The sequence below is a fragment of the Aeromonas sp. SG16 genome (assembly GCF_024436135.1).
GTDB classification, from domain to species: domain Bacteria; phylum Pseudomonadota; class Gammaproteobacteria; order Enterobacterales; family Aeromonadaceae; genus Aeromonas; species Aeromonas jandaei.
Map to the genome: position 1 here is coordinate 1271792 of NZ_JANFNW010000001.1, position 25407 is coordinate 1297198.

The following is a 25407-nucleotide window of genomic DNA, read 5'->3' on the forward strand; positions in this document are numbered from 1 at the left end:
GCAACAGGTGCGGGTTTTCATCAATCACGACATCTGCATCATTCGAGCAGGAAAACGGCGTCGATATTGTCAGTCACCGTGATCTGCTGCTGTTGATAGCTGTTGGCCGCCATATCCGCTGCAGGCGCGGCCATCGCCTGTGCCTTGAAGTTGCGGCTATAGAGCGGCATCGGGGATGCGTTGCGGTACTCCGCGCTGTATACCTTGCCCAGCTTCATGCCAAAGGCCTTGGCCAGCGACTCGGCCTTGCTCTTGGCATCTTCCACCGCCCCCAGTCGCACCTGCTCCTTGACGGTTTGCGGCGATTTCAGGCCATATTCGATTTGCGATACCGACTCGAGCCCGGCTTTGAGCGCGGTATCCATCAGCTGGCTCAGCTTGTCGAGCTGGTAAAGCTTGACCGCCAGCTGGCGCTGGGCACGGTACCCGAGCAGCTCGGGTTTCTTGTTCTCGGCATATTGATACTCGGGAGAGACCACCAGATTGCCGGCCTCCACATCGGAACGCTTGATGCCCAGCCCTTCAAGCTGACCAAAAAACGCGGCAACCTTGGTATCGACCAGCTGCTTGGCCTTGAGCCCCTGTTTTTCCAGCGCGGTAACCGACACATTGAGCGTCAGCATGTCCGGCTCCACCTTCTGCTCAGCGTAACCACTCACCACCAGATGGGGTGCTTGCGGCACTTCAAGGGCAAACAGGGGGGCACTGACAACCAGAGCCGACAGGGTAAGAAGGGGACGCCACATAGAAAAAAGCCTCAATCAACAAGATTGAGGCCATTATGCCCGCAGCAAAGTGAGATTCATATATCGTGCAGTGGCGGGATCTGATCCAGCACCTGATTGGTCAAATCAAGGCTGATGGTGACAACCGGGGCAGACTCATGCTCTCCCCCTGCAGATACTGGTGTGTTGCTGACCTGTGCGACCAGCACCTCGTCATCAAAGTGGAACGAATCCCACGACAGAATATGTCCTTGTGGCTGAGAGTGAACCTCTGCCGGTACACTCTCCTCCATTGCCACAGACCAGGGAATAGTCTCGGAGTGACCCAGCAGATCCTGCAGCTGCGGGGAGTAGAGACTGGCCAGCGAGTACTCCTGCTGACCGAGATCATGCCCTACGAGGATGACGCCATGAGACTCTTCAGCATCCATTGCCGGGGTGTAGGTGATTGATGCCGCGGCAAAATCGACACTGAGCGAGCCAGCTACATCACCGGCGTCGTTCTCGATCTCCACGCCATCCAGCTGATCCCCCGCGATCGATGCCAGATAGCCAAACTGGCCTGCGCAGGTAATGGTTCCCTGCCCATCCCAGCTATAACGGATACCATCAATGTCGACCCAGTTGAATGACTGCATGACGCCCCTCTCCTCTGCTGCTGCTATCTTATCCATCCCTCAGGGGAAAAAACAGGGGCCAGGCAAGCCCGGCCCCGAGACAAGATTACGGATCAACCTTCAGATTGCCCTGATTCAACAGGTCTTCAATGATGGTCTGGTCATTGCGTGTTCCTCCCAGTGTCAGGTCGATGTTGTCAAACTGGATAACGTGGGTCGTACTGCCGCTGCCCGAGCCATCCAGATCGATGGTGAGTGTTGACTTGCCAGTGCCCGGACCTGTGGTGAAGGTGAGATAAGCATCGAGCGAAGTCTTGTTGGCATGTTCGCCGCTAAGCAACTCACTGATATCCAGCACATCGCCGCCAGTTCCGGTGGTGAAGTCCTTGATCACATCGGTGCCACCCACATCTCCAGCGCCCCACTTGAAGGTGTCCTTGCCGGCACCGCCTGTGAGGGTGTCAGACCCGGTCCCGCCAACCAGAATGTCGATACCGTCACCGCCAATCAGGATGTCATTGCCTTTTTGTCCATAAAGCACATCATTCCCATCGCCACCTTCAAGGGTGTCATCACCACCAACCGCACCTTCCTTACCATACTCTGCATGCTGGCTGTAAAGTTCGTTGAGCAATTGCCCACCACTCTTGCCCGGATTGTCTGCTACAAACTCGAACCAGCCGCCATCCGTATTGTCTGCATGAATACTGTCACCAAAAATCACGTCGTTGCCTGCACCGCCCTGCAACAGGTCAGAGCCGACACTAACAGCGGTAAACAGCGATCCCAAGCCACTAGACAGGTCATCAAAGCTGTCTACGGCGAGGTAGTTGTCTGCAGTGTTGTCGATCGCATTGAGGTTATTGCCAAATGATGCACCGGATGGCACCCCAATCCCGACCGCATTAATCACCACATCCGAGGCAGACAGTGCGCTCAGGGTCGCTATACCGGTCGCAATCTGCGCAGAATTGGTCCAGTTCCCTGCAGTCGGCTCCCCATCTGTGAGGAAGTAGACATATTTATGATTCGCGGCTGGATCCCCGGTCATCATTGTATTGAGTTGTTTCAAGGCTGCTTCGTAATTAGTGCCTCCACCCGACTGCACTAGATTGCTGACAGCCTGCTGAGCAGCAGAAACAGAGGTGTAGGTACCAACATATTTGCTGCTATCTGCAAACGTACCAATCTCGACTTGCAGTTGCGCAATGCCACTGAACTTGGCCAGCAAGTTGTTGATGGCATCTTTCATCAACTGGAATTCCGAGTTGCTGATACTCCCTGACATATCGACCATAAATGTCAGGTTGTAACTACCCGAAGTCACCCCGCCGACATCACCGATCAACACATCAGCCCCGACGCCACCCAATATTGCGCCATCCACATCCGGAGCAAGAAGAGGGTTGGGACGAACGTGATCGTCAATGGCAGTGCTGACCCCGGAACCTGTGTCATTGGCATTGCTACCAACCACCAAGACCGGATTGATAATGGTTAACTTGGCACTGCTGGTATCTCCATCGCCATCTTTAATCTTGTACGTGACTTCGACAGGCGCCCCCTCTGCCCCCCCTGATGGCGGGGTGAATCGATAGTCACCATCATTTTCAATGTAGAGGGAGCCCTTGTTGGTACCCAATGCAATAGTGAAAGAGGTATTGCTGTTATTGAAGGTGTAGGTTGTTCCGTTGTACTCCACAGACACCAGCTTGGGCGTACCAAAACCGTCGGCACCTGCACTGTCATTGGTTGTTACATTGCCATCAATTGCCTGTGTCAGGTTGGTCAGTGTTCCCGACAGCTGACCCGCTGTATTGATCACCACCACATTGTTGTTGTGAGCACCACTCGGTGACCACGCGACACTTTGCAGGTCGGCATCAAGTACGCTGGTTGAGCCAATCCCCACGGCATATGCACCATCAATGCCTTTTTGTGTCAGGAAGTTCGTCCAGTCATTGCGCTCTGTGGCGTTAATTGCCTCATCAGCCGAACTGGGCACTCCATCCGAAATGAAAAATACAAAGGTGTTATCAGCGGAAGGCGGTGTCCCATAATTGTCCCTAACCGCTTGCAACGCATCATCGTAGTCCGTGGAACCGCCAGAAGAGATGCTAGTCAGCTGACCAGTTACCTGATCCTTGGTCAGCCATACCTGACTGCCGACACTCTTGACTGTTGCCGAACTATCAAAATCAACCAGCATCACTTTGACCAGCGAGTTGCCATAGCTGTTCATCAGATTCGTTACAGCATCCTTGATAACCTGCATATTGGTATTACCAATACTGCCTGAGCTATCGATAACCAACACCAGGTTGACTGTGCCATTAGTGCCACTGGTAATGGTATCAGCCACAGCAATCGGACCATCGTCCTTGAAGGCGATATCCAGCCCGTTCGCACTGGTCGCCGTGGTGCTGTCGCCATCACGGTCGGTGACAGTCTGTACCACCTTGATGGCCGCCGCTGCCGCCAGCGACACGCTGTCGTCATGGTCGCTCGCACTGCTGCCATCCACACCGTGCTCCAGCGCCGCATACTGGGTCACCGTCACCTTGCCGCTGCTGTCTATCAGCACGCTGAAGGCCTTGGTGCCACTGGTGCTACCGCCGGTCCATCCTTCATAACCGTTGGCCACGGCCACCAGTTTGATTTCGCTGGCGCTGCCACTTTGTCCCGCCAGCCACAGGCCGGTGCGGGCTCCCGCAGTCGCACTCAGGCTGTACTGCACGCTGCCTGCGCCGTCAGTGCCATACACAGGGGCATTAAACAGACCACTAATGGCGCTGCTGCTGATGTCGACTGCATCAAACCCGCCAGTTTCATCCAGAGTTGCACCTGCACTGACTGCCGCCTTGGCCGAGGCACTCGGGCCATCGTCCTTGAAGCTGATGACCTTACCGATATCCAGAACCCCGCTTGCGTGATCTCCATCCTTATCGGTGACGGTCAAAGTCAAATTAACGTGGCCAGAGCCCAAAAAGGTGGCTTCATCGGGATCAGAGGTTGGGTGAACTACAGCCCGCAGCTGATCAAGGGTCACCTTGCCGCTACTGTCGACCGTGAGGCTAAATACCAGCTGGCCAGTTGTGGCCGTGCGACCTTCGAGGATCGAACCATGCATGCTCAGCTGAACTTGCTCACCAGTGGCAGTATCAATCAGACCAGAGTTGGCATTTTGTACATTCAGGCTGTAGCTCTGGGATCCCAGACCATCTGCTCCCGGCTGTACGTTGAACACACCACTAAAGTCAGCTGTTGCATCATGATTGAGGTTGGACTCATCGACCTGCAACTGCACAGCACCGCCCCAAGTAACAGTGGTGCTGACATCGTTGTAGTCGTAATCCGAGTTGAGGGTCATATCCTCCCAGTTCTGGTTGCCTGCGCTACCGGTATCCTGCAAATGTGAACCGCCAGGGTTGAGGCTCGCATCGCTGAACACGATGTTGGCACCATCGGCCCCACTCAACGCAGTGCTGCCAACGAATGCCTGCCACTTGCCATTAATAAACTGGAAAGTGACCGCGGCACCATCTACAAGACCGGGATTGGCTCCTCCATTGGGGATAACAAAGAACCCGGTATGAGCAGGATCCAGCGAACTGATATCTGTCTGGCTTCCCACACTCTGACTGTGCACATTTGCCCAGATGACTTTGCCGGACAACGGAGTGCCATCATCACCTTTGACGTAGTAGCCATAGCTATTTGAATAACCGGCGTTGCTACCCAGGAAGGTGACTGAGGAAGTCAGGGACAGCTCACCCACCTGGATTGTCGGTGTATCATCGTTAATGGTGACGGCAAGTACGCCACTGGCACTGTCCCCATCGCCATCTGTCACCTTGTAGCCCACATTGAGGGTGAGATTGTCTTCGGTATCAGTCCCTGTGTGCATCAAGGGCTGCAGAAGTTTCACCGAGTAGGCACCAGTGCTCGGATCGGTAATGGTGACCGTCATCAAGAGACCACGAGTGGAACTGATAGACAAGGTTCCACTTTGGGCATCCCACGTTGAGGTCACACTTTCACTTCCCAACGCAGTAGGCCCGGAGAGCTCAAGCGATTTGAGGCCATCAGCCCCAGCCTGATAAACCAGATTGCCCGTGACGCTGGTATTGGCCCCTGCAACATCACCAGAACCACCATTGATCCCGCCGACAAGTCCTTCATCATCAAGAACCAAGGCAGCCTGAACATTGCTTGCTTTGGGGCCGTCATCCTCGAAGCGGAACACACCGTTGGTGCCAAGATCCACAGACGCGCTGGCGCTATCGCCATCGGCATCGGTCACGGTCTGCACCAGCGTCAGCACGCCCTTGCCCACACTCAGCGCCACGCTGTCATCTGCACTGGTGGTATCGCCATGCCAGACGTTGTCCAGCAGAGCCAAGGTCACTTCCCCGGTGCTCGGGTTGATGGTCAGGGTGAAGTAGTCCACCCCACCGGCGCTGCCGGTGATGACGTTGTCCACCTGATTGAGCACGATGGCCGCGCCCTGGCCGTTGGCGACCAGCGGGTCGACCGCATACAGGCCGCTCGCTACGTTGCTGCCGGTCAGCGCCAGGCTGTAGCCGATGCTGCCTTTCCCATCCGCCCCGAAGGCCGGCGCGAACTGGGCCTGTACGTCGGCCGCACTCAGGCTGGCACTGGCCACCCCGTCACCGCCAACGCCGCCCAGACTGGCCAGGCTTTCATCCACGGTTGCACCAAGTCGTGGTGCTTCTTCTGCCAACCCGGCACGCGGACCATCATCGTCGAAGCTGAATACCGAGCGCTCGCCATCTACCAGACTAATGGTGGCGCTGTCTGTGACGCTATCCCCATCGCCATCCACCCGGGTTACGCTGTATTGCAAACCCAGACTGTTCTGGCCGCTCAACAACAGTGACAGCGACTCATCAAACAGGCCGGAGTTACCATGAGACAGTGCCTCAAACTGGGTGGTCTGTAGCTGCGCAACGCCATCCACGGTCACGATCTTGATGCTGAACACCACATCACCGTCACCGTCCAACCCTTGCAACTCGGCCGCGCTCACGGCATTGAGAGTAATAGCACCGCCATCGGTCGCCGACAGGTTGGTCTCGACACCCTCACTGCCCACGCCCACAAAACTGAAGCTACCTGTCGTACTGCCTGCGCCATCGGCACCATAGCTGCCACTGCTGGTAAAGAGCGACAACAGACCGCCTGCGATCGCTGTGGTAGCCTGTGCCAGAGCCCCGCTCACATCGTCACTGACGTAACCATCATCCACATCGCTACTGTTGTAGGTGTCTCCCTTGCCAACAGTCTCGTCCAGGTTCACCGACAGGCTGCCAAAATCAGCCTCTTCCGCCACGCCCACACTCTGGCTTGGAACATCATCCAGCACTGTAATATCCAGAGTGGCGCTGGTCGTATCTCCATCATCGTCCGTCAGAGTCACTACGAGGTTTTCACCCAACTGAATGTCGTTGGCCGGTTGTTGATGAGCTTCGTTATCAAGAAGGGTATAGCTGTAAGTTACTGTGCCATTACCCGTAACCGGATCGTAGGTGATGGCCGTAATTTGCAATGTGTTACCCAAAGGGGTGTCAACCGACTGCGGCAAGGTCACGACTGCGCCATTACTGATCAGCTGAAGTCCCCCCACACTCAGTAGCTGAACCCCATCAGGAGCATTGAAGGTAAATGTACCGCTTTGAGTCAATTTGGCTGCATCTGGCGCAGAGCCATCTGCCAGATTGGCATCACTCACCTGCACTTCCCCACCTTCAACAGCCAACCCTTGCAGATTTACCCCTTCATCAACCGGAGTAATAGTAATAACAAGAGTTGACGATACGGTGTCCTGCCCATCGGTTACTTGATAAGTGACAGCAGGAACAGCCCCGTCATAGTTGGTTGCCGGTGTAAATGTGTAACTGCCATCTGCATTGATGATCAGGGTTCCAACACCGGTAATTGTTGCAGCAACACCAGCTGGAACTCCGATATTGATCCCCCAGTCATAAGAGACGATCGTGGCGGTAGCCGGTCCGTCAGGATTGGTACTGTTATCCAGAAGATTGCCGCTGATAGGCGAATCCTCCTGGGTAGTCACTGTTTCATCCAGATCTGCCAGTACATTTACCAACAGTGGATCCGCAACCTGAGCTTGATCGAGCACAGGTGTCGTATCGTAGGTTGTATCAAAACCGGCAGCAGCTATTGTGGCGTCTCCGATACGGTCGATAGTGACAAAGCCACCATTACCACTCGTTCCAGCAACCCCACCAATCCCACCACCGCCACCACCGGCTGCAGGCGCACCACCTGCGGCTGACGCTTCAAAGTTTTGAGTCGGGTCAACACCTTGCAAGATTGATTTTTGCAAAGCCGCTATATCGGAAGGCGCTCCATCACCATTGGCATTTGTACCACCCTGCGGCTGATCGGGTTGAGCCTCATCGGCACCGGTTGGCTGGTTCTTTGCGGGGGAATCATCGTAGGGCGAAAGGGCCAACTTGGCATCATCGGCGATGACCAATTTGGCACCGGGTTGCAAAATCTCGCCTTTTTGCAAAGGACGCTGAGTTCCATCAGCCAGCACTATCTCTACTTTGCCTTCAACACCCGATACAACGACGGTTTTATCGATGACTTGAGTACGCATATCCATTGCTCCAAGGTGGCGGATCTCGCTGGATACACCTTAGAAGCACTTGCCAACTCTAACCGTTGCAAAAAATATATATATTGGCGGGACAGGGATGTTCAAGAATGAACCAAATCGAACGAAGCTGTTTTTTCCTTTAATATCAAGACATTTAAAAAAGACCTTATTGAGGCCTTATTCACTTTTTCATTCACTAATGACAAATTTATTTTATGAACAATATAAAAAGCGGCCCTGAAGGCCGCTTTGATTCAGAAAACATCGTTTCAGGATAAGGGGAATGCCGGGTGCACAAATCCTTGGTATCCATCGATATGCAATTTGGAGAGTAGCTCCACTTGCTGCTGGTCTTCCACCCGCGTGGCAATGGTCAGAACACCGGCATTGTGGGCTGCACGACAAACAGCAGCAAGGAAGGAGGTATCGGCCCCCGGCTCCATCACCTGGCTGGTATAGCCATGATCCACCTTCACATAAGCAGGGGCCAACGCTTCCAGATAACCGAGAGACTGGAAGTGGCGACCATAGTGATCAACACCCCATTCGAAACCAAGCTGACGCAATACCTGAACCAATGCCGTCACTTGCTCCCGATGTTTCACAATCGCCGCCTCCGGAATTTCAAACAGCAGACGCCCCTGCAGATTTATATGCTCCGAGAGAAATTCTGGCAACCACGCCAGGAAATCATCAGAGCAAAGTGAACCAGCGGTAATATTGATAGCCAGCGTCAACTCGGCATCTTGTTGCAACAAGCCGGTACTCGACTCCAAGATAGCCTGGTCAAATTCACTCCCCAGTTTGAACTGTTCAATAGCAGGCAAGAATTGTCCTGCAAAGTAATCCGTTCCATCGCGCGAAATAGAGGCAAACAACTCGGCATGCATGCGCGAACCATTATCAAAGCGGCAGGCGGGTTGTGCCTTGAAGCGCCAAAGATGACGGTTAATCGCATCTTGCACCAGATCGCGCCATGCCAGACGCCCCATCATGCCCTGGCTATCTCCACCTTCAATAACAACAGCCCCACGACGCTCATTACGGGCTTTACCAAGTGCATTATCTGCCTTGGTCAACAGACCTGAGAGATCATCGTTACCATCACGGCCCGCAATACCGATAACAGAGAGCGGGTTGCCCTCCTCCATCGGATTAACTACCAGGTCAGCAATACGGGAGTTAATAATCTCTGCCAGCTCTTTGAGCTGCTCAAAATCATCAGTCGGACATAACAGTGCATACTCAGTTGCCGAAATTCGTGCAACAGCGGCGCCATCCCATCCCTTAAGCTGCTCGCGCAACACCTGGGCGATGGACTTGACCATATTGTCACGAGCAGCAAAACCTTCATCACGGTAGATATCTTCCAGCATATCCACCGCAACCAGCATAACCCCGCCTTGACCAGCTTCAGCAATCCAGGCATTTACTTGGCCAACAAAATAGGCTCGATTACCCAAACCGGACACCGCATCGACATAGACGCGCTCGCGCAGTTTTTCTGCCTCTTCAGCCTGTTCTTTGAACTGCACAGCCAACTTGCCGGAGAGAATATTGATGGCCTGAACAACTTGCTTCAGCTCATGAGTCCGAGGTTCGGGGATGGTATGACCAAAATGGTGCAACTCAATCTCGACGGCCTGGTCACAAATCTGTTTGAGCGGCTTTAACAGGAAGTTCAGCGCTCGCATCAACAAAATAGTGGTAATCAGAAAGCCAATCACAAACCAGGTTGCCAATTCGCTCATGCCCACCCACAGCTCGTGATAAGCTTGGCCCGGATGACCGACTACCTTCAATTTGCCGAGCTGTAGCCAACCAGATGTCAGAATCGACTCGTTGGAGACTTCAGGAAACAATCCCAATTTAATAAACCAGTCAGGTACACCCTGAATACGGCTACTGTTCTCCTCTTCAATCACATCTTTCGAGGCAAGCAGATCAAGCCGCACAATACGATAATAACCACCGTCAAATATCGCCTTGATCACCGACTCGGCACCGACTTTGTCTCCGTTTTCCAGATAGGGAGTCAGTGCCAGCCCCAGTGACGTCGCGGTGTTTATCACCGTAGTTTCCTGCTGCTGTGCAAGATAGGTGCGTGTCGAATTGAATTGCACCCAATAGGTGGCTGCAAACAACAGTCCAAACAACAGCAACATGGTGGCCAATAACTGTCTGTAGAGCGTCATAGGTTAATCATCCAAATTCACCACAGGCCGAGCCAATCGCCCTGATGTCATGCGATTGCGTAAATCATTCCATAACCCCAAGCGGGATGAATCACCAGCCAGTTCCCCTTGGCCTCGCGCTTTCATCAACCACAAGTGACTACCGTTAAAACTGAAAACAGGCACAAGGTCATGCCGCTGGGTAGCGGGACGAATTGAGCCTATCAAATTGTCCAATATAACCGGAACTGACGATGGTGTTTCATAATAGGCTACGACCATATGAAACTGGTTATAGTCGAGTGCCTTGACGTACACCATGCGCATTTTCTCATCAGGAATACCGAGTTCAAGCAAAGTGGAATACTTGGCAATACTGAAATCTTCGCAATCGCCACCGGAAGCTCCCAAAAACTCCAATGGGGTCGCCCAATAATCTTTTTTACGCCACAACTTTATATCGTCAATAAAACGCATCTGATTAAAGAACTGATTCACCTTTTCCAGCTTCTGGCGTTCAGTTAATCCAGCATCCTTGTTTTGCTGCACCAGTGTGCGCCAAGTGGAGACTCTCTTCCCGGCCCGAATACCGTAGGTCTGCTCAGCGCGTTTGATCAATTGCATATCTTCCTGAGTCAACGGTTGGCTGGCGGAGAGCAATAAAGAGAGAGGGAGTAGGAATAGCCACAGAGAAGCACGCACCATTCGCATCAAGTTACGACTAGCGCCAAACCGGGCATGAGAAATACCAATAGATGACAACCAGAAAGTCACATCATTTTCCTGCCGCATCGTTGGTGAAACACTCCTGCACAAATCACCCGGTTTGAGCCAGACAGGATGGCATTATTGGCACCGCCATCCTGTCTGCAATTGCCCTGACCAAAAGGACAACTGAACGCCGATTTACTGCTTGGCCTGCCACTCGGTAGGCTGTTTGAAGTTGAACGCATTAAGCAGGCTACCCGTCGCATTCAAAATGCGATAGTCGGCCAGCAATGAGTCGTACTCTGCTGTGATATAGCTGCGACGCGCTTCAAACAGTTCGTTCTCGGTGTTCAATACGTCCAGCAAGGTTCGCTGTCCCAAACCAAATTGCTTCTTGTATGCCTGAACGGTGTCATAGCTGGCATCCACGTGCTCTTTCAAGAAGGTTTTCTGTTTGGCCAGTGACTCTTTGGCGTTCCACGCAAGACGAGTACCCTCTTCAACTTGACGGAAAGCATTCATATGAATGTCTTTTGCCTGAGAGTACAGCGCTGATGTCGCATTGCTTTGTGCCACATCGGAGCCACCACGGAACAGGTTGTAACGCATCCGCACCATCGCGGTCAGATCGTCGTTACGGCCTTTAACAGCATTGATATCCTCGTTCCAGTTCTGATCGACCTCAAAAGTCACATCAGGATAGAAACCGGACTTGGCACCTTCATGCTGGTACTTGGCGGCTTCAATATCCTGCAAAGAGGAAAGCAGAGTAGGATGAACTTCGGTAGCTGTCTTCAAAGCACTCTCGAGTGACGGCGGAAGCAACTCTGTATTCGGTGTCGGTTGAACCAGATCTTTTGGCACCTCATTGACGACACGGATAAATTCACTTTCCGCATCACGGTAGTTGTTTTCTGCCGCAGCCTGGTTGGAATAGGCCCGAGCCACACGTCCATCGATCTGGGTCTGGTCAGCAGTAGAACCAAGGCCGGAGTCAGTACGCTTGCGGATATCGCTGCGGATCTGCTCGTGGGTCTCGAGGTTTTGCTTGGATAGCTCCAGGATCTCCTGCTGACGCAGCATATTGAGATAAACCTCAGCCACCCGCAGAGCGGTATTTTCGGCTTCGGAGATCATCGCCAGACGCTGGGCATTGGCCTCCGCCTCGGTTCTCGATACATTGCTACTGACATTGAAACCGTCAAACAGCATCTGGCGCAGACTGATCCCCGCCTCTTTACGAGTCATGGAGTCATCAATGGTGGTCGAATTTGAAGGCGCAGTACGAGTTGTTGGACTATCCACCTTCTCGTAACCAATACCACCGCGCAAATCGATGGTGGGATAATAACCCCCTTTGGCGCCATCATGCTGATAAAGACGAGCCTGATAAAGATCAAATGCCTCTTTGATCTTGGGATGAGTCGCAAGTGCCTGCCCCACCGACTCTTCCAGAGTCTGGGCCTGCACCAATGCTGGCAACATAGTTACGCCACTGACCAGCATGGCAACAATCGTTTTTTTCATGTTATCTCCAGTCATGTCTTGTTTTTAGATTGTTGGCTTATCGTTCTCTCAGTGCCGACTGTTTTGCCCGTAATATCGGCTTAAGCAAATAGTCTAGGACACTTTTTTTACCAGTAATTATATCTGCACTGGCTAACATACCGGGGATGATGGGAAGTGCGTTAAGCTCATCGCCCAAGTAACTTTTCTCGGTACGCACCCGAACCAGATAGAAGGAGTTACCCTCTTCATCCTGGATCGAGTCCGCACTTATCTGTTCAACCTTACCATGCAAGCCTCCATAGATGGTGAAGTCGTAGGCGGTGATCTTGACTACAGCATCAAGCCCTGGCCGCAAGAACGCTATATCTTTCGGAGATACTTTGGCTTCCACCAGCAGGGTATCTTCCAGCGGAACGATCTCCATCAAATCCATACCGGGCTGGACAACCCCACCCAGAGTATTGACCTTGAGTTTTTTGATCGTCCCCTTAAGCGGGGCAATCACGCTGGTGCGATCAACCCGATCTCGCAATCCGACCTGCCCTTCCGACAACTGTCCCAGTCTGCCTTGTTTTTCATTCAACTCGGTCTGCGAATCAGCCCTGAACTTAAGTGCAATGTCGTTGCGCTTGGAGATGGTCTCACGCAGCACCGCATTGAGCTTGGGAATAAGCAGATGGTTGCTCTCAAGCTCCCCCTGCATTTCGTTGACCTGCCGCTCCAGCTTGATCAGCTCCACTTGCGGCACAATCCCCTCTTTTGCTAACGGACGACTGATGTTGAGCTCTTGCTTGGCCAGCTCCACACTCCGGTTGACGGTGCGGATCTTGGCGTTGAGCTCAATCAGCTCCTGCTCATTCTGCTCAATCTGCTGGCCTAGGATATAGAGCTGGTTCTTCAGGTTATTGAGACGATCCTTCTGGACCGACCGTTCACGGTTGGCATATTCGGCAAAGACAGTTTCATAACCATCCGGAAACTCAATGGGTGCTTCGCCCACCACAACCTGTTCACGCCATCCCAGATTCGGCTCGTTTTTCACCTCGACGCTAGCCATTTCTGCATGTAACCGAGCAATGTCCCCTTTAAGAGTCACCAGCTCCTGCTCACGCTCGCGAAAATCGGAACGAAAACGGGTGTCATCAATACGTAGCAGTGGTTGGCCTTTTTCGACGATGTCGCCTTCTTTGACGAAGATCTCTTTGACGATCCCCCCTTCCAGGTTCTGGATCACCTGCAACTGGCGAGAAGGGATGACTTTGCCCTGCCCAACAGTCACTTCATCCAGCTGTGCCCAAGCGGCCCACACAATCGCGCTCATAAAAAAGAAGAAGCAGCACCAAAGCAGAATGCGCGCCCTGGTCGGCGTCGTCAGCAAAACGGCTGCGGCACCATCATCGACAAAGGCAAGATGCTCGGGGGCTGGCAACACCTCATCGGAAGGGCGCTTTTTTAATCCCTTAAACCAGCCTAACAACCGCTTAGCCATGGGATACCTCCTGCAGCCGAACCTTGCCCTCTTTGAGCTGTTGCAACACCGCCTCTTTCGGGCCATCAGCCACAATCTGTCCCTGCTCAATCACTATCACTCGGGAGGCCACATCAAGCATGGAGGTTTTGTGGGTGATGAGAATCAAGGTCGTTTCCGGGCCCAGTCTGGCCAACTCCTGTTTCACCAGCATTTCAGACTGGTTGTCCATATTGGAGGTCGGTTCATCCATTACCAGAATGGGCGGGTCATTAAGGAGCGCTCGAGCCAACAGGATGGCCTGACGCTGGCCGCCCGAAAGCTGGCGCCCACCTTCACCTATCTGCCGATCCAGACCATTGGGATCCCGGTTGGTAAAGTTGGTCACACCGGCCCGTTTGGCGGCGCGCAATACCCGCACATCGTCCACCAGCGGATTACCCAGCATGATGTTATCGCGCACCGAACCAAAAAAGAGCACGACATCCTGCGGCACACAGCCAATATTGCGGCGGATCACCGAGGGTGGCAGCTGATCGAGTTCAAAACCATCGATTCTGACCGAGCCATCAGTCGGACGATAGAGGCCCATCAAGAGCTTCTCGAGGGTGGTTTTACCTGCACCGATCCGGCCGATAATTGCCACCTTCTCACCCGGCTGGATGCGCAAATTGATATTGTGCAGGGTACTGGTCTCCATTCCCGGATATTTGAAGGAGACATTCTCGAACTCAATCCGACCAGAGATAACCGGATGATGGATATATTGTTTCCCCTCCTCCTGCTCACCCGGCGTTACCATGATCTTTTCCAGAATATCCAGCGCAGACTTGGCCTGGTTATAGCGGGTCGAGAGCACAGAGAGCTGCACCATTGGCGCGATAGCCCGGCTGGATAGCATCACGGCCGCGATCATCCCCCCCATGGTCACATTGCCCTCGGAGATCTGGTAAACCCCGACAATCACCAATCCGACCGTCACCACCTGCTGGATGTAGCTCGCCAGTGACGACATTGAGTTGGTGATGCGGCGGGTCTGTACGCCCCAAGTAGAGATATGGGATACCGCCTGCTCCCAACGATGCTGGAACATGCTTTCGGCACCAAAAATCTTCACAGTCTCAAGGCCCGAAATACTTTCGATCAGGTTGGCGTTTTTCTGGGAAGCAAGCCGAGATCCCTCTTCAATCGACTTCTTGAGCGGCTCCTGAATATAGAAGCTGTAAGCGATCAAAATCAGCATGGCAACAATGGGCACCACCACCATGGCACCGGCAAAGATCCAGATAATAAAGAGGAAGAAGATGGCGAAGGGGAGATCAATCAGCGTTGAAACAGTTGCTGAGGTAAAAAATTCCCGTACCGACTCAAACTCCTGCAAATGTTTGGCAAAAGCACCGGTTGAGGCAGGACGAGACTCCATCCGCATGCCCATCACCTTGGCAAAAATCTTCGCAGAGAGCAGTACATCCGACTTTTTGCCAGCAATATCGATGAAGTAACTGCGCAGTTGCCGCATCACATAGTCGAAGGTAAAAACAACCATGGCCCCCACAGCCAGCACCCAGAGCGAGTCAAACGCCAGATTGGGTACAATCTTGTCGTAGACGTTCATGGTGAAGAGCGGGCTGGCTATTGCGAACAAGTTAATCAGAATGGACGCGATCAATACATCACGATAAATTCCGCGGGATTCAAACAATGTACTCCAGAACCAGTGACCGTCACGGGTTTCCAGCACCTTGGGCGAGCGTTCATCAAACTTGAACTGTTTCTTCACATAGAAGAGGCGCCCGATATATTCGTCCCCCAACTGGGCGACCGCAACCCACTGGGTCGCATCCCCGGCCTGCGGAAAAATCACTTTTCCCTGGCTTCGATCTTCATTCCATTCCAGCAAAATACAGGCGCCGCCATTGCGCATCTGTAGCACGCAGGGCAGCAGCAGCGGGGAGATCTCATCAAGCGGCTGAATGACTTCGCGGGCAGAGAGTCCTCCCCGCTCGGCAGCACGACCAAAAAGCGACGTGGTCAGACGCCCCGATACCAAGGGTAAACCGGTCGTCAGGGCATCCTGACTGTTGGGCACGCCGTAAAAGCGGGTCAGAAAGACCAGACACTCCAATAACTCATCAATACGACTTGTTTCTGCTTGCATAGCATCCTGTCACTGCATGAATGAGGTCGAAATAACCCCGCTGCCACCAGAACCTGTTCTTGCCAATCCAGATCAAGAACAACTGCTGCCACTGGCAATACCGCGGAGGGGAACGGCGCATCCGAGGTCGTTAACCCGGTTCGTTCTAAACAGCGGCATGGCTCATTATCGATAAAAGAGCGAGTGAAATACTCTGCTGACGTTTAGCTCATCATTAAATGTGGCTGAACGTAATTGATAGCGATATCTATTATGGTGCATCACTATATCAATCCGTACGCACCAAGACTATAGCTAAATCTATTAAGCTTTTTATATAAGCCTATGTTTTATGGGAAAATAGTAACTCTCCGCTCAACTACAGCTCAGAAAGCATAAAGGGTCTTCCAAGTGCGTACCCTTGTGGCCCCTGGCTTGCGAGGGCCTTGGCGATCTCGCTCATGGCCGTCCAGCGATTTTCACACCAGACCGGAGCCAGCAGAGTCGGGCGACGAGCTGAGGCCGAAATGCGGTGATATACCACCTCGGGTGGCGTGTGCTGGATCATGGCGACAGCGGCTTCCACATACTGCTCCAGCGTCAATACCTCAAGGCGCCCCGCCTGCCACGCCTTGCCAAGGGTACTGCCCTCCACCACATGAAGTGGATGGAGCTTGATCCCCTCCACGCCGGTTTCCACGATGCGATGCAGGGTATCGAGGCTATCCATCGGCACCTCGCCCGGCAGACCGACGATCAGATGGGCACACACCTTGATACCGCGCTGATGGGCCCGCGTCACTGCATCCACATAGGCTGCATAACCGTGACCCCGGTTGATCCGTTGCAGGGTCTTGTCGTTGGCGCTTTGCAGCCCGAGCTCCAGCCACACCTCGTAACCCCGGGCCTGATAGCCCGCCAGCAGATCCAATACGGCATCCGGCACGCAATCAGGGCGAGTGCCGACACAAAGTCCCACCATATCGCTCACCGACAGCGCCTCTTCATACATCCGCTGCAGATACTCGACCTCGGCATAAGTGCTGGTATAGGCCTGAAAGTAGGCAAGATAACGCTTGGCACGGGTCACCTCATCCCGACGGGCCAGCAGTTGCTGCACCACAGATAGCTGCTGGGCCGATTCATCGGCGAAGGAAGAGACATTGCAGAAGGTGCAGCCACCGCGCCCCAGAGTACCGTCCCGGTTTGGGCAGGTGAAGGCGCCGTGAATGGAGAGCTTGTGGATCTTCTGGCCATGACGCTGCTTGAGATCCTGACCGAATGTATTGACGAGTTCGTGTAACTGCATGACACCTCCGCTAAAGGAGCGTTATTGTACGAGCTTGCGCAAATACGGCGCTGAGCTGGATCAAGGGAAGAAAGGGTCAGAATTCATATAAATATTCACCATTTTGCGGATAAATATATGAAACCGGCCGATTATTGATGCTTTTGAGACCTTGTCTGCCATGGGGCGGCGCCAGCAACCATATCTGCAATGGGGTATAAACTATTGTTGAACAATGAAAAAATTTAAGAGTACGACTTGCGGGCAAATGCAAGAGACAGGATTGTGAAATGTGATCACCTTCGTCCTTGGCATCCATGATTTGGTAAAATTACTACAGTTCTCGATACCCATGGAGTAAACCACCAAATCGAGCATGCACAGACTATTAATCCAAAAAATATATTTTAATCAGAATAAAAACAACGCAAGGCGTAATTCATCGCCGCAAATCCATATTTTGTTATGTGAATGTAACATTGCAAAGAGCCCGGAAGTCCAATTGACCTTGCTGAAAAATCCCATTAGTTTGGAGATTCGCCACGTCAGGCAGACGGAACCACAAGAGCCAGTCGCAATTTATGCAGTCAGACGATGACTGTGCGATGCAAGGCCGAGCAAGGGAGATATGCAATGTCACTATATGATCCAAAGCTGGAGAGGGATAACTGTGGCTTCGGCCTGTTGGCCCACATGGAAGGGGAAGCCAGCCACAAGCTTGTCCGTCTCGCGATGTCAGCATTGGCTCGCATGCAGCACCGCGGCGGGATCTCCGCCGATGGCAAGACCGGCGACGGTTGCGGCCTGTTGCTGCAAAAACCGGACAGCTTCTTCAGAGCTGTCGCCGAGGAGAAGGGATGGCACCTTGGCCGCAACTATGCGGTCGGCATGCTGTTCCTCAACCCTGACCCCGTATTGGCCCAGGCAACTCGCGACATCATCGACGAGGAGCTGGAAAAAGAGACCCTGAGTCTGGTCGGCTGGCGCAAAGTGCCCGTCGATACCAACGTACTCGGTACTATCGCCAAAGCCTCCCTGCCCAGCATTGAACAGGTCTTTGTCAACGCCCCGCCCGGCTGGGTCGACAAGGATCTCGAGCGCCGCCTCTATATCGTGCGTCGCCGCATCGAAAAGCGCGTCAACGACGACTACTTCTATGTGGTCAGCCTCTCCAATCTGGTCACCGTCTATAAAGGGCTGTGCATGCCGGTGGACTTGCCGCGCTTCTATCTGGATCTCGCCGACATCCGTATGCAGGCAGCCATCTGCGTCTTCCACCAGCGCTTCTCAACCAACACCAGCCCGCGCTGGCCGCTGGCCCAGCCGTTCCGCTATCTGGCCCACAACGGCGAGATCAACACCATCGCCGGCAACCGCCAGTGGGCCAAGGCACGCAGCTACAAGTTTGCCACCCCGCTCATTCCCGATCTGCAGGAAGCGGCCCCCTTCGTCAATACCACTGGCTCTGACTCCTCCAGCCTCGACAACATGCTGGATCTCTTCCTCGCCGGTGGCATGGACCTGTTCCGTGCCATGCGTCTGTTGATCCCGCCTGCATGGCAAAAACACCCGAACATGGATGACGACCTGCGCGCCTTCTACGACTTCAACTCCATGCACATGGAGCCGTGGGATGGCCCGGCCGGTATCGTCATGACCGATGGCCGCTACGCCACTTGCGCCCTTGATCGTAACGGCCTGCGTCCGGCCCGCTACGTCATCACCAAGGACAAGTTCATCACGCTGGCCTCCGAAGTTGGCACCTGGGACTACACCCCGGACGAAGTGCTGGAGAAGGGCCGGGTCGGCCCGGGCGAGCTGTTCGTGGTGGATACCAGCAACGGCAAGGTGTGGACCAGCTTCGAGATCGATGACGATCTCAAGAGCCGCCACACCTACAAACAGTGGATGGACAAACATTGCCGCCGGCTGGTCCCCTTCGAGCAGATGGACGACAGCCAGACCGGTAGCCGCGAGTTCTCCGATGAGCAGCTGAAAACCTATCAGAAGCTGTTTGGCTACTCCTTCGAGGAGCTGGACCAGATCATCCGGGTTCTCGGTGAAAATGGTCAGGAAGCGGTGGGCTCCATGGGGGATGACACCCCGATGGCAGTGCTCTCTTCCAGCGCTCGCACCCTTTATGACTACTTCCGCCAGATGTTTGCGCAGGTGACCAACCCGCCCATCGATCCGCTGCGGGAGAATCACGTGATGTCGCTCGCCACCTGTATCGGTCGCGAGCAGAACGTCTTCAACGAGACCTTCGGCCACGCCCACCGGGTGCTGTTCCAGTCACCGATCCTGCTCTACTCCGACTTCCACCAGCTGCTGGCACTGGAGGGAGAGTACTACCGCCACAAGGTGATCAGCCTCAACTTCAAGCCCGAAGAGGGGCTGGAGGCCGCCATCCTGCGCATCTGCGAGGAGGCCAAGGCTGCCGCCAGGAGCGGTACCGTGCTGCTGGTGCTGTCGGACCGCGACATCAGCATCGATACCCTGCCGATCCCGGCCGCCATGGCGGTGGGTGCGGTGCAGCGCACTCTGGTGGACAACAACCTGCGCTGTGACGCCAACATTCTGGTGGAGACCGCGAGCGTGCGCGACCCGCACCACTTCTCGGTGCTGCTGGGCTTTGGCGCGACCGCCATCTACCCCTATCTGGCCTACGAAACCCTGGCCAAACAGGTTGAAGAGGGTGTGCTCGCCATGCCCCTGCGCCAGGCGATGGTCAACTACCGCAACGGCATCAACAAGGGGCTCTACAAGGTGATGTCCAAGATGGGCATCAGCACGGTCGCCAGCTACCGCTGCTCCCAGCTGTTTGAAGCGGTGGGTCTGGCCAAAGCCGTGGTCGAGACCTGTTTCCGCGGCGTATCGAGCCGTATTCAGGGCGCCGACTTTGCCGACATCCAGCAGGATCAGCTCAAGCTGGCCCGTCAGGCCTGGCTGGCCCGCAAGCCCCTCGCCCACGGCGGTCTGCTCAAGTTCGTTCACGGCGGCGAGTACCACACCTACAACCCGGATGTGGTGCAAACCCTGCAAACCGCGGTGCGCTCCGGCAACTATGCCGATTACAAGGAGTACGCCCGTCTGGTCAACGAACGCCCGGTCTCTACCTTGCGTGACCTGTTGGCCCTGAAGAAGGTCGACAATCCGGTCGCACTGGATCAGGTTGAGCCGGCCGACAAGCTGTTCCCCCGCTTTGACTCCGCCGCCATGTCCATCGGTGCCCTCGGCCCTGAGGCCCACGAGGCACTGGCTGTTGCCATGAACCGCCTCGGCGGTCAGAGCAACTCCGGCGAAGGCGGCGAAGATCCCAAGCGTTTCGGTACCGAGAAAAACTCCCGCATCAAGCAGGTGGCTTCCGGCCGCTTTGGCGTCACCCCCCACTACCTGATGAACGCCGATGTGGTGCAGATCAAGGTGGCGCAGGGTGCCAAGCCCGGCGAAGGTGGCCAGCTGCCCGGCGACAAGGTCACCGCCCAGATCGCCCAGCTGCGTTATTCCGTGCCCGGCGTGACCCTGATCTCGCCGCCGCCGCACCACGACATTTACTCAATCGAGGATCTGGCCCAGCTCATCTTCGACATCAAGCAGATCAACCCAAGCTGTCTGGTGTCGGTGAAACTGGTCTCCGAGCCCGGCGTGGGCACCATCGCCTGCGGCGTGGCCAAGGCCTATGCCGACTTCATCACCATCTCCGGTTATGACGGTGGCACTGGCGCGAGCCCCCTCACCTCGGTCAAATATGCCGGCTCCCCGTGGGAGTTGGGCCTGGCTGAAACCCAACAGGCGCTGGTCGCCAACGGTCTGCGCCACAAGGTGCGGCTGCAGGTGGATGGCGGCCTCAAAACTGGTCTGGACATCATCAAGGCGGCCATCCTCGGCGCCGAGAGCTTCGGTTTTGGCACCGGTCCCATGGTGGCGCTCGGTTGCAAATACCTGCGGATCTGCCACCTGAACAACTGCGCCACCGGCGTTGCCACTCAGGATGAGAAGCTGCGTCGCGAGCACTTCACCGGCCTGCCGGAGATGGTGATGAACTACTTCAAGTTCATCGCCGAGGAGACCCGCGAGCTGATGGCCCAGCTCGGTGTCACCCAGCTGACCGACCTGATTGGCCGCACCGATCTGCTGGAGGCCCTGCCCGGCCTCACCGCCCGTCAGGCCAAGCTGGATCTCTCCGGCATTCTGGCTCGTCCGGTGGCACCGGCAGGTTCCAGCCTGTTTAGCCAGCAGCACAACCCCACCTTCGACAAGGGGCCGCTCAACCTGAAAATGGTGGAAGATCTGCTGGAAGCGGTGGAAACCTCAAGCGGCGGCGAGTTCCGCTATGACATCCGCAACACCGACCGCTCGGTGGGTGCGCGCCTCTCCGGCGAGATCGTCAAACGTCACGGCAATCAGGGGATGGCGGCGGATCCGGTCAAGGTGCACTTCAACGGCACCGCAGGCCAGAGCTTCGGCGTCTGGAACGCAGGTGGCCTCGAGATGATCCTCACCGGTGACGCCAACGACTACGTGGGCAAGGGGATGACCGGCGGCAAGCTGGTGATCAAGCCTCATGTCGGCGTGGCGTTCAAATCCCATGAAGCGGCCATCATCGGCAACACCTGCCTCTACGGCGCCACCGGCGGCAAACTCTACGCCGCAGGCACTGCCGGCGAGCGTTTCGCAGTGCGCAACTCCGGTGCCCTGGCGGTGGTCGAGGGGATTGGCGACAACGGTTGTGAATATATGACCGGCGGCATCGTCACCGTGCTCGGTCAGACCGGCGTCAACTTCGCGGCGGGCATGACCGGCGGCTTTGCCTACGTGCTCGACGAGTGCGGCAACTTCGCCAAGCGCACCAACCCCGAGCTGGTGGAACTGCTGGACGTGGCGGATCTCGCCATCCATCAGGAGCACCTGCGCGGCATCATCACGGCGCACCTCAATGAGACCGGCAGCTCGCGCGCCGAGGAGATCCTGGCCAACTTCGACTCCTATGTGCCCAAGTTCAGGCTGATCAAACCCAAGTCCAGCGACGTGAAATCGCTGCTGGGTCACACCAGCCGTTCCAGTGCAGAACTCAGAATCCAGGCGCAATAAGGAGGGAACCCTATGAGCCAGAACGTATTTCAGTTTATCGATGTCCAGCGGGTCGACCCGCCCAAGAAGCCGCTCAAGATCCGCAAAATCCAGTTTGTGGAGATCTACGAGTCCTTCAATCAGCCGCAGGTACAGATGCAGGCGGATCGCTGCCTCGAGTGCGGCAACCCCTATTGCGAGTGGAAGTGTCCGGTCCACAACTACATCCCCAACTGGCTGAAACTGGCCAAAGAGGGGCGCATTCTTGAGGCGGTGGAGCTATCCCACCAGACCAACAGCCTGCCGGAAGTGTGCGGTCGGGTCTGCCCGCAGGATCGCCTCTGCGAGGGCTCCTGTACCCTCAACGATCGCTTCGGTGCGGTGACCATCGGCAACATCGAAAAGTACATCACCGACAAGGCGTTCGAGATGGGCTGGAAGCCCGACCTCTCGAACGTGGTCAAGACCGGCAAGCGGGTCGCCGTCATCGGTGCCGGCCCTGCTGGTCTCGCCTGTGCCGACGTGCTGGCGCGCAACGGTGTCACCCCGGTGGTGTTTGACAAGTATCCGGAGATCGGTGGCCTGCTCACCTTCGGTATCCCCTCCTTCAAGCTGGAAAAAGAGGTGATGCAGCGTCGCCGCGAGATCTTCCAGGGGATGGGCGTGGAGTTTCGTCTCGAGACCGAAGTGGGCAAGGACATCACCTTCGCCGACCTGCTCGGCGAGTTCGATGCGGTCTTCCTCGGGGTCGGCACCTACAAGTACATGAAGGGCGGCTTTGCCAACGAAGAGGCGCCGGGGGTCTATGACGCCCTGCCCTACCTCATCGCCAACGCCAACCGCTTGCTGGGGTTCGAGAAGGCACAAGCCGACTACATCGACTTCGCCGGCAAGCAGGTGGTAGTGCTGGGCGGTGGCGATACCGCCATGGACTGCGTGCGTACCGCCATCCGTCAGGGGGCTGACAAGGTGATCTGCGCCTATCGCCGCGACGAGGAGAACATGCCGGGCTCCAAGCGGGAGGTGAAAAACGCCCGCGAGGAGGGGGTCGAGTTCATGTTCAACCTGCAACCGGTAGCGGTCGAGCTGGATGCCAGCGGTCGCACCGTCGGCATCAAGGTGGTGAGCACCGAGCTGGGTGAACCCGATGCCAATGGCCGCCGCAATCCGGTGGTCATCGAGGGCTCAGAGCAGGTGCTTGCCGCCGATGCGGTGGTGATGGCGTTTGGCTTCCAGCCCAACCCCCAGCCCTGGATGGCGGAGTTCGGCATTGAGCTCGATAACCGGGATCGCATCAAGGCCCGCGAACAGGCGGAGTATGCCTTCCAGACCAGCAACCCCAAGGTGTTCGCCGGTGGCGATGCGGTACGCGGATCCGATCTGGTGGTCACCGCCATCTACGAAGGGCGCAAAGCCGCCGAAGGGATCATGGACTATCTGGCGGTCTAACCTGCACTTCCTCAGTCAACCCAAAACAGAGCCCTGCCAGTGCGGGGCTCTTCTTTTGAGGCTAGGAATTTAAGGCTCGGAATTTAAGGCTAGGAGTTCTCGCTGGCAGCTTGTCACCTATCACTCCCTCAACCTCGTCCGGGGAGCGGCTAGATGCTCCAGCTCTCCGGCAACCGTTCGGTGAGGGTAGAGATGTACTCGAAAGTCCGCGCCCGCTTGGGGGTGGTGAACATCTGGCGTGCGCTGCCTGCTTCCACCACCTCACCCGCCTCCAGAAAGATCACCTGCTGCGCTATCTGGGCGGCCAGCCGCAGATCGTGGGTGGCAATCAGCATGGTGGTTCCCTCCCGGGCCAGCTGGCGCAGCACGGTCACCACCTCCTGAGCAAGCTCGGGATCCAGCGCCGAGGTGGGTTCATCACAGAGCAGTACCTTGGGCGATGGCGCCAGTGCCCTCGCAATGGCAACCCGCTGCTGCTGGCCACCGGAGAGGGTGGCAGGCACCGCCTCGGCCTTGTGCCTGAGCCCCACCTTGTCGAGCAGTTGCAAGCCGCGCGCCTCCGCTTTCGCTCTTGGCCACTTCAACACGGTCACCAGCCCCTCAATCACGTTTTCCAGCACCGTCATGTGCGGGAACAGCTGGAAATTCTGGAACACCATGCCGGTCTGCTGACGCAATGCCTGCACGCTCTGGCGAGGCAGATGGTGAGAAAAATCGAGTTCGCTCCCCCCCAGCACCAGATGCCCCGCATCCGGCCGCTCCAGCACATTGACACAGCGCAACAGGGTGCTCTTGCCACTGCCGGAGGGGCCAATCAGGGCGGTCACACTGCCCGCCACCATGGCAAGATCAATTCCCTTGAGCACCTGCTGCCCGCCAAACAGCTTCTCGATACCACGCAACCGGATCATAGGGCGACCTCCCGGGTCTCTTTGTGGGTCAACTTGCGCTCCAGCCGGTCTTGCAAGGTGGAGAGCACCGAGCTGAACATCAAATAGATGAGGGCTGTCTCGCTGTAGAGAATGAGCGGCTCATAGGTGACAGAGGCAAGCCGCTGGGCAGCCTGAAACAGCTCGGGCACGGTCACTGCCGCCGCCAGCGAGGTGTCCTTGACCAGTGAAATAAAGGTGTTGGAGAGCGGTGGCACCGCGATACGCGCCGCCTGCGGCAGGATCACCCGCCACATCACCTGGGGCCAGTTCATGCCAATCGAATAGGCCGCTTCCCACTGCCCTTTCGGGATCGCCGCCAGAGTGGCGCGGATGATCTCCGAGCTGTAGGCGCCGATGTTGAGGGTGAACCCGATCACCGCGGCGGTAAAGGCATCCAGCACAATGCCGGCACTCGGCAAGCCATAGAAAATCAGAAAGAGCTGTACCAGCAGCGGCGTACCACGAATAAGCCAGACATAAAAACGGACCAGTGCCACCAATGGTGTCGGGCCATATAGTCTGGCCAGCGCCACCAGCAAGCCGAGCAATATTCCCAAAACGAAAGTGATCAGGGTCAGTGGCACGGTAAAAATAAGCCCCGCGCTAAGCAGGGGCCAAAAAGAGTCGATCATTAACTGCAACCAGGCTGGCACGTTAATTTCCTCGCTAGTTATTATTTTC

Annotated in this window: 13 protein-coding genes; 2 read left to right on the forward strand and 11 right to left on the reverse strand. The window is 55.6% G+C overall.

The features are described 5' to 3' along the window. Window positions 1-38: 38 nt before the first annotated feature. The 9 genes from NOM67_RS05745 to NOM67_RS05785 form a co-directional block, all read right to left on the reverse strand. Window positions 39-746 carry an SIMPL domain-containing protein gene (locus NOM67_RS05745; protein ID WP_071910669.1) on the reverse strand — a complete coding sequence of 236 codons (708 nt, stop codon included), beginning with the start codon at window positions 744-746 and terminating at the stop codon, window positions 39-41. 56 nt (window positions 747-802) lie between these two features. Beyond that, entirely contained in the window at window positions 803-1363 is a 561-nt protein-coding gene (locus NOM67_RS05750) for a hypothetical protein (RefSeq protein WP_255934523.1), read from the reverse strand. Between the two features lie 85 nt (window positions 1364-1448). Next, window positions 1449-7991, reverse strand: coding sequence for a retention module-containing protein (locus tag NOM67_RS05755; RefSeq protein WP_255934525.1), 6543 nt, complete (start codon window positions 7989-7991; stop codon window positions 1449-1451). A gap of 269 nt (window positions 7992-8260) precedes the next feature. Then, on the reverse strand, window positions 8261-10186 hold the full coding sequence (locus NOM67_RS05760) for an EAL domain-containing protein (protein ID WP_255934527.1): 1926 nt from the start codon (window positions 10184-10186) through the stop codon (window positions 8261-8263). Between the two features lie 3 nt (window positions 10187-10189). Next, complete coding sequence (locus NOM67_RS05765) at window positions 10190-10876, reverse strand: transglutaminase-like cysteine peptidase (protein ID WP_232354386.1); 687 nt, start codon at window positions 10874-10876, stop codon at window positions 10190-10192. A gap of 195 nt (window positions 10877-11071) precedes the next feature. Then, window positions 11072-12400: a TolC family outer membrane protein gene (locus NOM67_RS05770; RefSeq protein ID WP_156853467.1), complete on the reverse strand. Its 1329-nt coding sequence runs from the start codon at window positions 12398-12400 to the stop codon at window positions 11072-11074. Window positions 12401-12437: 37 nt separating this feature from the next. Next, window positions 12438-13871, reverse strand: a complete 1434-nt coding sequence (locus NOM67_RS05775) for an HlyD family type I secretion periplasmic adaptor subunit (protein ID WP_156853466.1) — start codon at window positions 13869-13871, stop codon at window positions 12438-12440. Beyond that, window positions 13864-16008 carry a type I secretion system permease/ATPase gene (locus NOM67_RS05780; protein ID WP_042033157.1) on the reverse strand — a complete coding sequence of 715 codons (2145 nt, stop codon included), beginning with the start codon at window positions 16006-16008 and terminating at the stop codon, window positions 13864-13866. Before NOM67_RS05780 ends, NOM67_RS05775 begins: the two co-directional genes overlap by 8 nt. A 358-nt stretch (window positions 16009-16366) precedes the next feature. Next, entirely contained in the window at window positions 16367-17296 is a 930-nt protein-coding gene (locus tag NOM67_RS05785) for a TIGR01212 family radical SAM protein (RefSeq protein WP_041208468.1), read from the reverse strand. 612 nt (window positions 17297-17908) lie between these two features. Between NOM67_RS05785 and gltB the strand changes: the two genes are divergently transcribed. Continuing rightward, entirely contained in the window at window positions 17909-22366 is a 4458-nt protein-coding gene (gene gltB / locus NOM67_RS05790) for a glutamate synthase large subunit (RefSeq protein WP_108572792.1), read from the forward strand. Window positions 22367-22378: 12 nt separating this feature from the next. Beyond that, the gene (locus NOM67_RS05795) at window positions 22379-23794 is read left to right on the forward strand and encodes an FAD-dependent oxidoreductase (RefSeq protein ID WP_101531289.1); all 1416 of its coding nucleotides are present in this window, start codon (window positions 22379-22381) and stop codon (window positions 23792-23794) included. A gap of 149 nt (window positions 23795-23943) precedes the next feature. On the opposite strand, the gene NOM67_RS05800 is transcribed toward NOM67_RS05795, so the two are convergent. Then, on the reverse strand, window positions 23944-24705 hold the full coding sequence (locus tag NOM67_RS05800) for an amino acid ABC transporter ATP-binding protein (RefSeq protein ID WP_255934546.1): 762 nt from the start codon (window positions 24703-24705) through the stop codon (window positions 23944-23946). Then, the gene (locus NOM67_RS05805) at window positions 24702-25358 is read right to left on the reverse strand and encodes an amino acid ABC transporter permease (protein ID WP_156853465.1); all 657 of its coding nucleotides are present in this window, start codon (window positions 25356-25358) and stop codon (window positions 24702-24704) included. The genes NOM67_RS05800 and NOM67_RS05805 overlap by 4 nt, the downstream gene beginning before the upstream one ends. Between the last annotated feature and the right edge of the window lie 49 nt (window positions 25359-25407).